Origin of the sequence: Pseudoruminococcus sp., assembly GCF_047012705.1 — a bacterium.
GTDB lineage: Bacteria > Bacillota > Clostridia > Oscillospirales > Acutalibacteraceae > Pseudoruminococcus.
The window spans coordinates 118,250-132,138 of sequence record NZ_JBKXNW010000002.1; the positions used below are offsets into that span (position 1 = coordinate 118,250).

The window sequence follows — 13,889 nt, forward strand, 5'->3', positions numbered from 1 at the left end:
TTAAGGGCTTCGCCCTTAAAACCCACGAGGGACTCCGTCCCTCGACCCTGCAAGCCTTTAAAAAGGCTTGACCTAAATTTTAAGAGTCTTTAGGAAATCTGTTAGTTAATCGGAAGTTAATTGGTAATTTCTTAGACCGCGTCAACAAACTTCCATTGCGAATGTCGAGGTTTTGCTTGCAAAACCGATTCCGCGTCTTGACTGCGGCGGCTCGCCGCTTAAGGGCTTCGCCCTTAAAACCCACGAGGGACCCCGTCCCTCGACCCTGCAAGCCTTTAAAAAGGCTCGAGCGAAACTTTTGAGTGTCTTGGGGAAGTTTGATTAGCTAATAATAATTGATAACAACTTATTCCGAATAAATAATTTAGAGGAAAACACAAATGGAAGATTTTGATTTTGAAAATAGAATATTAGACCCCTCAGAGATAGCCTTGGATAACGAGGGCGAGAATCCTCTCCGCCCAAGAACTATGAACGACTATATCGGTCAGGAAAAGGTCAAGGAAAATCTTTCGATTTTTATAGAGGCTGCAAAACGCAGACGAGAAACTCTCGACCATGTTCTCTTATACGGTCCTCCGGGACTTGGTAAGACAACTCTCGCAGGAATCATAGCAAATGAAATGAATGTAAATCTTAGAATTACAAGCGGTCCTGCAATCGAGAAACCCGGCGATTTGGCGGCATTGCTAACGAATCTTAATGAGGGCGATGTACTTTTCATAGACGAAATTCACCGCATTTCCCGTGCGGTAGAGGAAGTTCTCTATCCTTCGATGGAGGACTTTGCGATTGATATTATAACAGGCAAGGGACAGATGGCAGCATCATATCATCTCCCATTGCCGAAATTTACGCTTGTTGGTGCGACAACCCGTGCCGGACAACTTACAGCACCACTTCGTGACCGTTTTGGTGTTGTGTTAAGACTTGAACTCTATACCCCAGAAGAACTCGCACGAATCATAACAAGAAGTGCGTCAATTCTTGGAATAGAAATTGAAACAGACGGAGCATTAGAGATAGCCTCACGCTCAAGAGGTACACCGAGAATAGCTAATAGGCTTTTAAAGCGTGTGCGTGATTTTGCGGAAGTTATTTCAAATGGTGTGATAACCTGCGAAACAGCACAGATTGCTCTTGATAAGCTTGAGATTGACGAACTGGGACTTGATGCAAATGACCGCAGAATGTTAGAGGCACTTATCAAGTTTTATCGTGGAGGCCCTGTCGGACTTGAAACCCTTGCCGCCGCAATCGGTGAGGAGGCAGTAACAATAGAAGATGTTTACGAACCATATCTTATGCAGATAGGCTTTTTGAACAGAACTCCGAGAGGTCGCTGTATAACTCGTGCGGCTTGTCAGCATTTAGGCTATGATATTCCTAATGCACAGGACGCACAAATATCGTTTGATTAAGTATATTCCGTAATAGGAGGAAAACTTATGGCAACTAATCAATTCAGAGTGAATCTTTTTCCGAAAGATGCGGCTAATTATATTTATGATTATGTTGTAAATGGAAGTATAACAGGAACTTTGATTGATAATTACACCGTCTATGAAAGTAACGGTGTAGCTTGTATGGTTATGGTCTTTGAAAAACATTATTACAGAGCCGGCAACAGACTTACTCTTACAGTTGTTATTGATAATCTTAATGGCGTAACAAATGTAAGGTCTATTGGTGGCGGTGGTGGAGAGGGAATTTTCTCTTTCGACTGGGGAGCATCTGAAAGTTTTTCAAATTGTGCAAGAAAAGCACTTGAAGCTTATATTATAAGATAATAACTCTTTGCCAGAAAATTGGCAAAGAACTTAAATATATTTATTAAGAGGAGATTTATATATAATGGGCAGATTATTTGGTACAGACGGTGCAAGAGGTGTAGCAAACTCAGAACTTACCTGTGAGCTTGCAATGAATATCGGTAAGGCGGCAGCAATGGTTCTGACAGACAGTAAGGATAAGCACCCGAAAATCCTCATAGGAAAGGATACAAGAATTTCTTCTGATATGCTCGAAAATGCCCTTGTCGCAGGACTTTGCTCAGTCGGAGCAGATGTTATATTGCTTGGCGTTGTTCCTACGCCAGCGGTTGCATATCTTGTAAGAAAGTATAATGCCGATGCAGGAATTATGATTTCAGCATCACACAATCCTTTTGAATTTAACGGAATTAAGATTTTCAGTGGAAGTGGCTATAAACTTCCTGACGCTTTAGAAAACGAAATAGAGGCTATCGTACTTGACAGAAGTGAGCCTTATCCTTGCCCAACACACGACGGTATAGGCTCTGTTACCTGTTCTGAAAAAGGTGCTGAGGATTATATCGAGCATATAAAGTCCACAATTTCCGATTCTCTTTCTGGTATGAAAATTGCATTTGATTGCTCAAATGGTTCAGCGTCAAGAACAGCGAAAAAGCTTTTCACAGATTTAGGCATAGATTGCGTTATGCTCAATGATACCCCAGACGGCAAGAATATAAACGATAAGTGCGGTTCAACTCATATGGAAAAGCTCGCTGAGTATGTAAAAACTCATAACGACATTGATGCAGGTATTGCGTTTGATGGTGATGCCGATAGATGCCTTGCAGTTGATGAAAACGGCGAAATTCTTGACGGCGATTTCATTATGACAATCTGTGCAATGGATATGCGTTCAAGAGGTACTCTTGCAAAAGAAACTATGGTCGGAACAGTTATGGCAAATATGGGCGTAAACCGTTTCTGTGCAGATAATAATATTGGTTTTGTCGCAACAAGTGTTGGCGATAGATATGTTCTTGAGGAAATGCTCGCAAAAGGCTATAATCTCGGCGGAGAACAATCAGGTCATGTTATATTCCTCGATTACGGTACAACTGGTGATGGTCAGCTTACTGCGGCACAGCTTTTGAGCATTGTAAACCGCAGAAATGCAAAGCTTTCAAATGTTCGTCATGTTATGAAGAAGTATCCACAGGTACTTATAAATATTAAGGTTTCACCTGAGGGCAGGGCAAAATTTGCCACAGATTCAGATATTGCAGAGAAGATAGACAGCGTTAAGAATATTCTTGGTGAGAGCGGAAGAATACTTGTAAGAGTTTCTGGTACAGAACCGCTTGTAAGAGTTATGCTTGAGGGCGAATCTGAGGAGCAAATCCAAAAGCTTGCCCAAGAAACAGCCGACCTTATCAAAAAACGCCTTAGCTAAGGAATTTTCCCCAAGACACTTAAAAGTTTCGCTCGAGCCTTTTTAAAGGCTCGCAGTTTCCAAAGGTAGTCACCTACGGCAGAGCCTTTGGTCGCTCTCCGCAGAGAGCGAAACACTTTATACTTCTCTAAGCGCAGGAGGGTAGAAAAACATTCCGGTGGAATGTTTTTCGTAGGGAACTCTCGCAGGGGGTTCCCTGTAGAACTAATCTTGCTGACAAGAGAAATTTAAGCGGTGGACAAAGTCCACCGCTTTAGGAGCAAAGAATGTTAAGGGCGTTGCCCTTAAGTGGCGAACCGCCGCACCCAAGATGCGAAATCGGTTTTGCAAGCAAAACCTCGACATTCATAAGGGAATTTTATTCACGCGGCGGAAGTAACTACCGAATACACTTCCCCAATATGGAGGTATATAATGAGAGAAGCACAATGGAAAGATTATGAGCTTATAGATTGCTCTTGTGGAGAAAGACTTGAAAGATGGGGCGATATTATCCTTATTCGTCCTGACCCTCAGGTCATCTTCAATACTGAAAAAACAAATCCGCTTTGGCGACAGGCACACGCAAGATACCACCGCTCAAATACCGGCGGTGGTGCGTGGCAAACCTATAAGCCTATCCCAAAGCAATGGGAGATTAAATATAAAAGCCTTATTTTCGGCATAAAACCTATGGGTTTTAAGCATACAGGTATTTTCCCCGAACAGGCTGTAAACTGGGATTTTGCTATAAATAAAATCAAATCTGCCAAAAGACCTGTAAAAATTCTGAATATGTTTGCATATACCGGTGCGGCAACTCTTGCTTGCCTTTCGGCTGGTGCGTCCGTATGCCATGTTGACGCATCTAAGGGTATGGTACAGTGGGCAAAGGAAAATGCTGTGAAAAGTGGTCTTGCGGACAAGCCTGTTCGTTGGCTTGTTGATGATTGCGTTAAATTTGTACAGCGTGAGCAAAGGCGTGGAAATAAATATGACGGCATAATTATGGACCCTCCAAGCTATGGCAGAGGTCCGGGCGGAGAGGTATGGAAGCTCGAGGAACAGCTTTATTCTCTTGTTGAGCTTTGTATGCCGATTCTGAGTGACGATGCACTTTTCTTTATCCTCAATTCATATACAACAGGTCTTTCACCTGCGGTTATGGAATATCTTCTCGGTGTAATGCTTAAAAAGCGTTTTGGCGGTAAGGTTTCAAGCTCGGAAATCGGACTTCATGTCACAGAATCAGGTATGACACTTCCTTGCGGAAGTACAGCTATCTGGGAAAAGTAAGTTATGAATAAGCTTATCGAAGTAAAAAATGTTTTTTATAAATATCCTGCCGATGAGGAAGACACCGAAAAGAAACAGCCAGATGTTTTAAGGGGAGTTTCACTTGATGTAGGCGAGGGAGAATTTATTGCCATTCTCGGACACAATGGTTCGGGAAAATCCACGCTTGCAAGAATGTTGAACGGACTTATACTTCCCGATAATGGAACTGTACTTGTAGACGGAATGGACACCGCAGACGATGAACATATCTTTGATATACGGAGCAGAGTTGGACTTGTCTTGCAAAATCCCGATAACCAGCTTGTGACTAGTATTGTTGAAGAAGATGTAGCCTTTGCACCTGAAAATCTTGGCATAAAGCCAAAGGAAATACGCAGGCGTGTTGATGAGGCTTTGAGGGCGGTTGATATGTATGAGCATAGAAGAAGTGCCGTACACAAGCTTTCGGGCGGTCAGAAACAGAGAGTTGCCATTGCAGGTATTCTTGCAATGGAGCCTAAGTGCATTGTGCTTGATGAACCGACAGCAATGCTCGACCCAAAGGGCAGAGCGGAAGTTCTTGAGGCTGTCACAAAGCTAAGAGCCGAGCAGGGAATAAGCATAGTTCTTATAACGCACTATATGCAGGAAGCAACTCTTGCGGATAGAATAATCGTTATGGATAGCGGAGAAATTCTCGCACAGGGTACGCCTAAAGAGGTATTTTCCGAAACAGAGCTTTTGCTTTCGCATAGTCTTTCTGTTCCGCAAAGCAGCGAGTTGATTTATAAATTAAAAAAGGCTGGCTTTGAACTTCCAAACGGAATTGTTTCCGATGATGAATGTGTCGATGCGTTGGTTAAGCTGATTAAGGGAGTGTAAAATGTCATTACTCGAAGTTAAAAATCTTACCTTTGAATACGGAACGGGCAAATTCAGAAATCCCGCACTTAATGATGTCCGCTTTTCGCTCGAAAAGGGAGAAATTCTCTCTATAATCGGTCATACAGGTTCTGGAAAATCCACTCTCGTTCAAACTCTCAACGGTTTGCTAAAGCCAAAGTCAGGCACAGTTTGTCTTGACGGCGAGAATATTTTCAGCAGTTCTGAGCTTTTGAAAAAAGCAAGATTCAGAGTGGGACTTGTATTTCAATATCCTGAATATCAGCTTTTCGAGGAAAGCGTTTTCAAGGATATTTCGTTCGGCCCTAAGAATATGGGACTTGATAATGAAGAAATCGACAGGAGAGTTTTTGAGGCATCGAGCTTTGTAGGTTTGCGTGGTGAACTTTTGGATAAATCGCCGTTTGAGCTTTCCGGCGGTGAAAAGAGGAGAACAGCCATTGCAGGTATTCTTGCAATGGAACCTGAAATCCTTATTCTTGATGAACCGACCGCAGGTCTTGACCCGGGAAGTGGCAGAAATCTTATAGAAAATCTCATAAAATTAAGAGATAAAAAAGGCACAACAATACTTATCGTTTCTCATAGTATGGAAAATACCGCAAGAATTTCTGATAAAATTATGGTTATGAATGCAGGAAGGTGCGAGATATTCGGCACACCAAAAGAAATTTTCTCACAAGAGAAAAGACTTTCCGAACTTTCTCTTGGTATACCACAGATAACCCGTATAATGAAAAGCTTAAAACAAAGAGGCTGTGCCGTTCGTGATGATATCCTTACAGTTGATGAGGCTGTCGCTGAGCTTGTGAGTTTACTTTCAAAGGGGGAAAGCTTATGAGTGATATTACGATAGGACAATATGTAGAGGGCAGGTCGCTTATACACCGCCTTGATGTAAGGGTGAAGCTGATTCTTATGCTTTGCGGTATAACCTTTGTATTTGTAGCCGGAAATTACTTTTCAATGGCACTTATAACAGCTTTTACGATTTTTATAATGCTACTTACGGGCATAAGTCTTTTCAAATATATAAAAAGCATAAAAGCCGTTATTGTTATAGTTCTTTTCACAGCAATTCTGAATCTTTTTTATGGCAGTGGAGAACCGATATTCAAATGGGGCTTTATGGAGATAACTAAGGCAGGCATAAATAATGCTGTCTTTGTTGCTGCAAGAGTCATACTTGTAGTGCTTATGAGTGGAGTTCTTACCTTTACGACCTCTCCGACAGACCTCACAGACGGTTTGGAAAGAATAATGAAACCGCTGAAAATCTTCAATATAAAAATACACGAAATCGCTATGATGATGTCTATTGCACTGCGATTTATACCTACTCTTTTTGATGAATTCAATAAGATAAGCAATGCACAGAAATCAAGGGGTGCTGACCTTGAGAGCGGTAACTTTATTGCAAGGATTAAGGCTTTTGTTCCTATACTTATTCCGCTTTTTATATCGTCATTCCGCAGAGCAAACGATCTTGCTACTGCTATGGAGTGCCGTTGCTATAACGGCGGTGACGGCAGAACACGAATGAAGGTTCTGAAAATAAAGCCGAGAGATATTATCGCATTAAGCGTTTCAGTATTAGTATTTGTTGGGGTGATACTTTGCAATGTATTCCTACCATCTCCAGTGAGATGAAGAATATTCTTGTTTCAATTTCATATGACGGCAGTGCCTTTCATGGTTGGCAAATCCAGAAAAACGCTGTCACTGTTCAAGAGGAATTTCAGAAAGCTTTATATAAGGTTATCGGAGAGCGTGTCGATATAAAAGGCTCAAGTCGTACAGATTCAGGCGTTCACGCATATGAATATTGTATAAGCTTTAAGACTACACATTCTATTCCGCCAGAAAGGCTTGTAGCCGCACTTAATACCTATCTTCCAAAGACCATAGCCGCTAAAAAGGCTTGTTATGTTCCGGAAGATTTTCACGCACGATATTCCTCACTTGGTAAGGAGTATGTCTATAAGATATATAATGCGAAAATTCGTGACCCGTTTCTTGAGGGCTACGCCTTGCATTATTGGTATCCGCTCGATGAAAAGGTTCTTGATAAGGCGGCAAAGGATTTTATCGGCTATCACGATTTCACATCTTTCTGTACGCTCGATTCAAGAGAAATCGGAGATTTTCGCCGTACAGTGCGTAATGCGTCAGTAACTCGTGACGGCGATATGGTATATTTTACAGTAGAGGCTGACGGCTTTCTGTATAATATGGTTCGCATAATGGTAGGTACTCTCTTGCGAATAGCACAGGGTAAATTTCCGCCTGATAGCATACCGGAAATCATACAAGCAAAAGACCGTCACAAAGCTGGTCCTACCGCACCGCCGGAGGGCTTGTATCTTAATCATGTAATATATGAAGCTGTGCGTGACCGCACAGGACAAGACGCTGTGCGTGACCGCACAGGACAAGACGCTGTGCGTGACCGCACAGGACAAGACGCGTAATCGCTCGGCAAGCCTCGCTCGTAGTGAATTAGGAAAGATAGTTGACGCGATCGAGGAAATTCCCAATGGACTACCGATAAGTTAACAGATTTCCCTAAAACAATTAAAAGTTTTCTACATCAGCTTTGCTGGTGAAATCTGCTCGCAGGGTCGAGGGACGGAGTCCGCCCTTAGGGACTAATGTTGCTGACAAAAGAAATTTATCGACGGATAAAATTCGCCGATTAGAAAAAAGAAATGTTGGGCAAAGCCCAAAGGTGTTTCGCTCTCTGCGGAGAGCGACCAAAGGCTCTGCCGTAGGTGACTACTTTTGGAAACCGCAAGCCTTTAAAAAGGCTTGACCTAAACTTTGAGTGTCTTAGAAAAGTGAATTAGCTAATCGGTAGTTCATTGGTAATTACTTTATCCGCGTCAATAAACTGCCCTTGTAGATGTCGAGTGAGGCTTGCCGAACGATTCCGCGTCTTGGGGGCGGAGGCACTCCGCCTTGACTTTTGAAATTCGATGGTATATAATCTTAAACATAAACAATCAAGTAGAATAATTTTAAATATAAAAATGCGTTTAACGGGAGAAGTAACAATATCCGCCTATCACAGAGAGGAGGTCATCGCTGAAAGATCTCTATATGCGATATTGCGAAATGCACCCGCCAGCACATAGCAGGAAATGGCTGTGCGTATTGTCTGCGTTAAGGACTTTAATGAGGACAGAATTTTCTCTGTCGAATTAGGGTGGAACAGCGATAATCTCGCCCCTGAAATTTTCAGGAGCGGGATTTTTTATATTATAAAAAGGAGAATTTTTATGAAGATTTTTAATACCTTGACAAGAACAAAAGAGGAATTTATCCCTATTAAAGAGGGTGAAGCTAAGATTTATGCCTGCGGACCAACAGTTTATAACTATATTCATATTGGTAACGCAAGACCTATTTGCGTTTTTGATATTCTCAGACGCTACCTTGAATACAGAGGATTTAAAGTCACTTTCGTTCAGAATTTCACAGATATTGATGATAAAATTATCAACAAGGCTAATGAAACAGGCTCGGATTATATTTCTGTTTCGGAAAAATTCATCAAGGAATATAAGATTGACGCTAAGGGCTTGAATATTCGTGAAGCAAGTGTTCACCCAAGAGCTACCGAAAATATGAACGAAATCATTGATATGATTAAAACTCTTATTGATAAGGGTTATGCATATGCTGTTGATAATGGAGATGTCTATTTCAGACCTGCAAAATTCAGCGAGTATGGTAAGCTTTCACATCAGCCTTTGGAAGATTTGGAGGCAGGTGCAAGAATAAATATCGGCGAAAGAAAAGAAAATCCTATGGATTTCGCTCTTTGGAAGGGTGCAAAACCAGGTGAACCATCTTGGGAAACTCCTTGGGGCAACGGTAGACCGGGTTGGCACATTGAGTGCTCCTCAATGGCAAGAAGATACCTCGGCGAAACTATTGATATTCACTGCGGTGGTCAGGACTTGATTTTCCCACACCACGAAAACGAAATCGCTCAGAGCGAATGCTGCAACGGCGTTCCTTTTGCACATTACTGGATGCACAACGGCTACATCAATGTTGATAATAAAAAGATGTCTAAATCACTCGGAAATTTCTTTACAGTAAGAGATGTTGCCGAGAAATACGGCTATGAACCTATCCGTTATCTGATGGTTTCTTCACATTATCGTATGCCGATTAACTATTCTGTTGAGATTATCGAGCAGTGCAAGGCATCTCTTGAGCGTCTTTATAACTGCAAAAATAACCTTGAATTTGCTATCGAAAATGCAACAGTTGCTGAAAATGACGGTGATAATGCACTTATTGAAGCTTATGACAAGCATCGTCAGAAATTCATATCTGCTATGGACGATGACCTCAATACAGCAGACGCTATAACCGTTATGTTCGAGCTTGCAAGGGATATAAATACAAATATTGCTAATGCACCTTCGAAGAAGCTTGCTGAGGAATCGCTCAAAATCTTTATGGAGCTTGCAAATGTTCTTGGTTTGCTTTATGTAGACGAAAAAACTTCTCTCGATGATGAAATTGAAGCACTTATCGCACAAAGAAATGAAGCTCGTAAAAATAAAGATTGGGCAACAGCTGATAAGATTCGTGATGAACTTAAAGCAAGAAATATCGTTCTTGAGGATACACCACAAGGTGTTAAATGGAAGATTGTGAATGACTGATGTATAGGCTGACTGATAAAGAAATTTCAGATTTGATTCATACAGCTTTTTCTGTAAGGAAATTGAGCTATTCGCCTTATTCGAGATTTGCGGTTGGTTCAGCATTGCTTTGTGCTGACGGAGAAATTTATAGTGGCTGTAATATCGAAAATTCATCATATCCTGTCGGAATATGTGCGGAGAGAACAGCTATTTCTAAGGCGATTTCATCAGATAAGCGTAATTTTAAGGCTATTGCAATAGTTGGTGGCTTAGTGGATAATTCGGACTTGGAATATTGTCCGCCTTGTGGGATGTGCCGACAGTTTTTGAGTGAATTTTGCGATAAGGATTTCGTAGTAATCTTAGCAAAATCATTGAATGAATATAAGTTAATTGGCTTTGATGAAATATTGCCATTCCCATTCAGCTAATTATTTTTTAAGATACTTTAAGCTAACCAACTTCCCAAAGACACTTAAAAGTTTTGCTCAAGGCGGCTCGCCGCACCCAAGACACGGAATCGGTTTTGCAAGCAAAACCTCGACATTTGCAATGGAAGTTTGTTGGCGCGGTCGAAGAAATTACCAATTAACTACCGATAGGGCGGACTCCGTCCCTCAACCCTGCGAGCAGCTTTCACCAGAAAAGCTGGTGTAGAAAAGGTTCGAGCGAAACTTTTAGTTGTCTTAAAAAAGTGCGTTAGCTAATCGTAGGGGCGAACTGTGTTCGCCCGCTCGGTAGTTTCCTCGACCGCGTCAACTATCTTCCTTAATTCACTACGAGCGAGACTTGTCGAGCGATTCCGCGTCTTGACAGCGGAGGCACTTCGTCTTTACAAAGTAAAAGCAGAAAGGACTGAGTTCCTTTCTGCTTTTGTTTTTATTAGTTATTGAAGTTGTTGTTTTGCTGGTTGTTGAAATTGTTGTTATTCTTGTGGTTTTGAGACTGATTGTTCTGCTGATTGTTGAAGTTGTTGTTATTGTTCTGGTTTTGAGACTGGTTGTTCTGCTGACGGTTTTGAGACTGGTTGTTCTGCTGATTTTGTCTGCTCATCATCTCACCCCCTTCTGAATTATATTATTGACAGGGATTTGAATTTTATTCAGACAAGAAAAAATACTTAATCGTTAAAAATTATATTTGGTGTTATTTCTCCGCCTCTTATAAACTTTGGAATATCGTAACTTTTATCTATGGCCACAAGAGCTACACAAATTTCCACCGGAGATGTATTTTCGTTTATTTTTCTGTAATCATAATAATTTGTATATACATCATATAAAATGTTTGCTTTTGAACCCTTGAAATAAATTTCTTTTATCTCATTTTTTTGTATAGGATAGAATGATGAAATATTTACTATTAAAAGATTATTTTTCTTAAAAAAGTTTTCGTCATATTTAGTTTTTGATATGCTTATCATACCTGCTATTTTTTCGGACATTCCTTTTGAATCATAAGGAATTATCAGGTTAGTATTTTTTTCTCTTATATCATAAAAAGCACTATACATTTCTTTTTCGTTTGTAATTATATTTAAATGGTTTATACAGCCTTTTTCAAACTCTTCTTCAGTGAAAGGAGTTCTTGAGTAATAGTTTGATTGGTCATTAGGGTATTTTGATAATTTTGAAGATACATAGAAATATTCGGCTGAAAATTCTACTTGATTCTTAAACCAAGAAAGCTGTTCGGAGGCATTTAATATACTTAATAGAAAAAATACTGCTAATATAGGTATAAAATATTTTTTTGTTTTTTCCTTAAAAAGATAAACAGTAATTATTGCAAAAATAGATGCGATAATAAAAAGACAAATAAAAAGTATAAAAGATTTTACATATTGTGTGAAAAATACGCATATTCCGTATAATAAGGCGGATATGGTGAATAAAACCATATTAAATGTTTTAACATTTTTTTGATGTTTCTTGCAGACTTTAATCATAAGGGCGGCTGAGAAAACAGCTAAAAATGCAGAAAAGCTAAAAGTAATCTCTCGCGATACAAAATTTATAAATATATAAGTAGAAACTATACCAAGCATTATGCCTGTAAATATGCAGAGAGAAATATTAATCGCTAAAAGTTTTCTATAGGTGCGGTTGGATAAGCCGGGTATCATTTCAACATCTTCTGGTTTTGTATAGTCCTCATTTTCATTATAGCCTGTATAGTAAGTATCGTTTAAATTATTTTTTTCTTTAGACATAAATCAACCTCCATAATATTATATTAAAATAATATCATAAATTTATATAAAAGTAAACATATTTTTAAAATTATAGCATAATATAGAATGTTTTTGAGCTTTTTAAATTCTGAATTTATTTTGTATTAAAATTATTGAGAACTTGCTTTATCTATGGTATGATTTAGAAAAAGATTTTTTTGGGTGATTAGATTGAATATAGATTTTTTAAAGAAAGACTTTCTTGAGGACGCAAAGTCTGTATTTGGCTCAGACTATGACGCATTTCTTGCAACATATGATGAAAAGCCTTATCGTGGGATAAGCGTTAATACTCTTAAAATTACTGCCGAAAGACTTAAAGAATTATTGCCATATAAGCTTGAAAAAACACCTATGTATAAAAATGGCTACTATATTGATAGTGAAATTGAGGGCTTAGGAAATAATCCACTGCATCACGCAGGAGCATTTTATGTTCAGGAACCATCAGCTTCTGCACCTGTTTCATTGCTTGAGGTTCAGGAGGGAGAGCGTATACTTGATTTATGCTCTGCTCCTGGCGGAAAATCCTCGCAGATACTTGCTTTATTGAATAATACAGGCTTGCTTTGGTCTAATGAATATGTGAAATCCCGTTCGCAGATTTTGCTTTCTAATCTGGAAAGAATGGGCGCAAGAAACTTTGTTGTTTCAAATTGCAGTGCCGATACGCTTTGTAACGGTCTTGAGGGATTTTTTGATAAAATTCTTGTGGACGCACCTTGTTCTGGAGAGGGTATGTTCAGGAAAAATCACGATGCCTCAGACGAATGGAACAAAGATAATGTTAAGCTTTGTGCAGAAAGACAGCTTTTTATACTCGAATCGGCCTCGAAAGCTCTCAGAGCAGGCGGTGTAATGGTTTATTCTACTTGCACATTCTCTTATGAGGAAAATGAAGGAGTTGTATCGGAATTTCTGAAACGCAATGAAGATTTTTTGATTGATGAGAGGGAATATCCATTTGGCAGAAAATCTGATTTAAAGGGCTGTGTCAGGATAAGTCCGCTTGAGGGCGGCGAGGGACAATTTATGGTAAGGCTCAGGAAAAATGGTGATGAACCTGTTTCCGAGAGTGATTATAAGTTTAGCAAAAATGAAAACAAACTTGTTTCGAGCTTTATTGATGAGGTATTCAGCGTAAAGCCGAACGGAAATATTGAGCTTATCGGCGATAGAATTTACATTTTTCCGGAAAATCTTCCTAAGCTTAACGGACTTGGAGTTATTCGTGCAGGAGTTTTTCTTGGAGAAATCAAGAAAAATCGCATAGAACCTGCACACGCATTATTCTCAGCATATACATCAAAATATTTTAAAAATGTTCTCGACCTTAAATTAAGCGATGAGCGTGTAGAAAAATTCCTTTGCGGAGAAGAAATTGACTGCGAAAATCAAAAAGGTTATACACTTCTTGCGGTTGAGGGAGTTTCGCTTGGCTTTGGAAAATGCTCAAACGGCAGAATGAAGAATAAATATCCTAAGGGCTTAAGGCGTATATGAGATTCTGATTTTTAATAATTGTAAATAATTTATAAACTTTTTATGAAATTTGACCTTTAGAGGTCAAATTTTTTTTGTTTGGTAGGGTAAAGTGAAAGGTTATTTTAAATTATTATAAGGAG

The 13,889-nt window shown here is 39.6% G+C and carries 13 protein-coding genes and 1 other annotated feature; of the genes, 12 read left to right on the plus strand and 1 reads right to left on the minus strand.

The features are described from left to right. The first annotated feature begins 380 nt into the window (after positions 1–380). The 11 genes from ruvB (at position 381) to ACLU24_RS02470 (ending at position 11,102) form a co-directional block, all read left to right on the plus strand. Positions 381–1,421 (plus strand): Holliday junction branch migration DNA helicase RuvB, encoded by a 1,041-nt coding sequence (ruvB, locus tag ACLU24_RS02420; protein ID WP_412610089.1) that lies wholly within the window; start codon positions 381–383, stop codon positions 1,419–1,421. A 27-nt stretch (positions 1,422–1,448) separates the two neighbouring features. Beyond that, a complete protein-coding gene (locus ACLU24_RS02425) occupies positions 1,449–1,790 on the plus strand; it encodes a DUF6054 family protein (RefSeq protein ID WP_412610090.1) in 342 nt (113 codons plus the stop codon). 64 nt (positions 1,791–1,854) lie between these two features. Beyond that, complete coding sequence (glmM, locus tag ACLU24_RS02430) at positions 1,855–3,207, plus strand: phosphoglucosamine mutase (protein ID WP_412610091.1); 1,353 nt, start codon at positions 1,855–1,857, stop codon at positions 3,205–3,207. A gap of 414 nt (positions 3,208–3,621) precedes the next feature. Further along, positions 3,622–4,482 carry a class I SAM-dependent methyltransferase gene (locus ACLU24_RS02435; protein WP_412610092.1) on the plus strand — a complete coding sequence of 287 codons (861 nt, stop codon included), beginning with the start codon at positions 3,622–3,624 and terminating at the stop codon, positions 4,480–4,482. 3 nt (positions 4,483–4,485) lie between these two features. After that, a complete protein-coding gene (locus ACLU24_RS02440) occupies positions 4,486–5,346 on the plus strand; it encodes an energy-coupling factor transporter ATPase (protein ID WP_412610093.1) in 861 nt (286 codons plus the stop codon). A 1-nt stretch (position 5,347) separates the two neighbouring features. After that, on the plus strand, positions 5,348–6,208 hold the full coding sequence (locus ACLU24_RS02445) for an energy-coupling factor transporter ATPase (protein ID WP_412610094.1): 861 nt from the start codon (positions 5,348–5,350) through the stop codon (positions 6,206–6,208). Beyond that, positions 6,205–7,017, plus strand: coding sequence for an energy-coupling factor transporter transmembrane component T family protein (locus ACLU24_RS02450; protein ID WP_412610095.1), 813 nt, complete (start codon positions 6,205–6,207; stop codon positions 7,015–7,017). Before ACLU24_RS02445 ends, ACLU24_RS02450 begins: the two co-directional genes overlap by 4 nt. Continuing rightward, entirely contained in the window at positions 6,984–7,838 is an 855-nt protein-coding gene (gene truA / locus ACLU24_RS02455; protein WP_412610096.1) for a tRNA pseudouridine(38-40) synthase TruA, read from the plus strand. The genes ACLU24_RS02450 and truA overlap by 34 nt, the downstream gene beginning before the upstream one ends. Before the next feature lie 554 nt (positions 7,839–8,392). After that, positions 8,393–8,600: a binding site (T-box leader), on the plus strand. Between the two features lie 45 nt (positions 8,601–8,645). Further along, the gene (gene cysS, locus ACLU24_RS02460) at positions 8,646–10,049 is read left to right on the plus strand and encodes a cysteine--tRNA ligase (protein WP_412610097.1); all 1,404 of its coding nucleotides are present in this window, start codon (positions 8,646–8,648) and stop codon (positions 10,047–10,049) included. Then, positions 10,049–10,462: a cytidine deaminase gene (gene cdd, locus ACLU24_RS02465; RefSeq protein WP_412610098.1), complete on the plus strand. Its 414-nt coding sequence runs from the start codon at positions 10,049–10,051 to the stop codon at positions 10,460–10,462. The genes cysS and cdd overlap by 1 nt, the downstream gene beginning before the upstream one ends. Before the next feature lie 472 nt (positions 10,463–10,934). After that, positions 10,935–11,102 (plus strand): hypothetical protein, encoded by a 168-nt coding sequence (locus tag ACLU24_RS02470; protein WP_412610099.1) that lies wholly within the window; start codon positions 10,935–10,937, stop codon positions 11,100–11,102. Positions 11,103–11,151: 49 nt separating this feature from the next. Here ACLU24_RS02470 and ACLU24_RS02475 read toward each other — a convergent pair whose 3' ends face one another. Beyond that, positions 11,152–12,243 carry an MFS transporter gene (locus ACLU24_RS02475; RefSeq protein ID WP_412610100.1) on the minus strand — a complete coding sequence of 364 codons (1,092 nt, stop codon included), beginning with the start codon at positions 12,241–12,243 and terminating at the stop codon, positions 11,152–11,154. Between the two features lie 192 nt (positions 12,244–12,435). On the opposite strand from ACLU24_RS02475, the gene ACLU24_RS02480 reads away from it, so the two are divergent. Beyond that, complete coding sequence (locus ACLU24_RS02480; RefSeq protein WP_412610101.1) at positions 12,436–13,767, plus strand: RsmF rRNA methyltransferase first C-terminal domain-containing protein; 1,332 nt, start codon at positions 12,436–12,438, stop codon at positions 13,765–13,767. Positions 13,768–13,889: the final 122 nt, after the last annotated feature.

Excerpts from the sequence above, each read along its gene's own strand:
- ruvB (WP_412610089.1), top strand. The coding sequence starts at position 381 with ATGGAAGATTTTGATTTTGAAAATAGAATATTAGACCCCTCAGAGATA.
- ACLU24_RS02425 (WP_412610090.1), top strand. The coding sequence starts at position 1,449 with ATGGCAACTAATCAATTCAGAGTGAATCTTTTTCCGAAAGATGCGGCT.
- glmM (WP_412610091.1), top strand. The coding sequence starts at position 1,855 with ATGGGCAGATTATTTGGTACAGACGGTGCAAGAGGTGTAGCAAACTCA.
- ACLU24_RS02435 (WP_412610092.1), top strand. The coding sequence starts at position 3,622 with ATGAGAGAAGCACAATGGAAAGATTATGAGCTTATAGATTGCTCTTGT.
- ACLU24_RS02440 (WP_412610093.1), top strand. The coding sequence starts at position 4,486 with ATGAATAAGCTTATCGAAGTAAAAAATGTTTTTTATAAATATCCTGCC.
- ACLU24_RS02445 (WP_412610094.1), top strand. The coding sequence starts at position 5,348 with ATGTCATTACTCGAAGTTAAAAATCTTACCTTTGAATACGGAACGGGC.
- ACLU24_RS02450 (WP_412610095.1), top strand. The coding sequence starts at position 6,205 with ATGAGTGATATTACGATAGGACAATATGTAGAGGGCAGGTCGCTTATA.
- cysS (WP_412610097.1), top strand. The coding sequence starts at position 8,646 with ATGAAGATTTTTAATACCTTGACAAGAACAAAAGAGGAATTTATCCCT.
- cdd (WP_412610098.1), top strand. The coding sequence starts at position 10,049 with ATGTATAGGCTGACTGATAAAGAAATTTCAGATTTGATTCATACAGCT.
- ACLU24_RS02475 (WP_412610100.1), bottom strand. The coding sequence starts at position 12,243 with ATGTCTAAAGAAAAAAATAATTTAAACGATACTTACTATACAGGCTAT.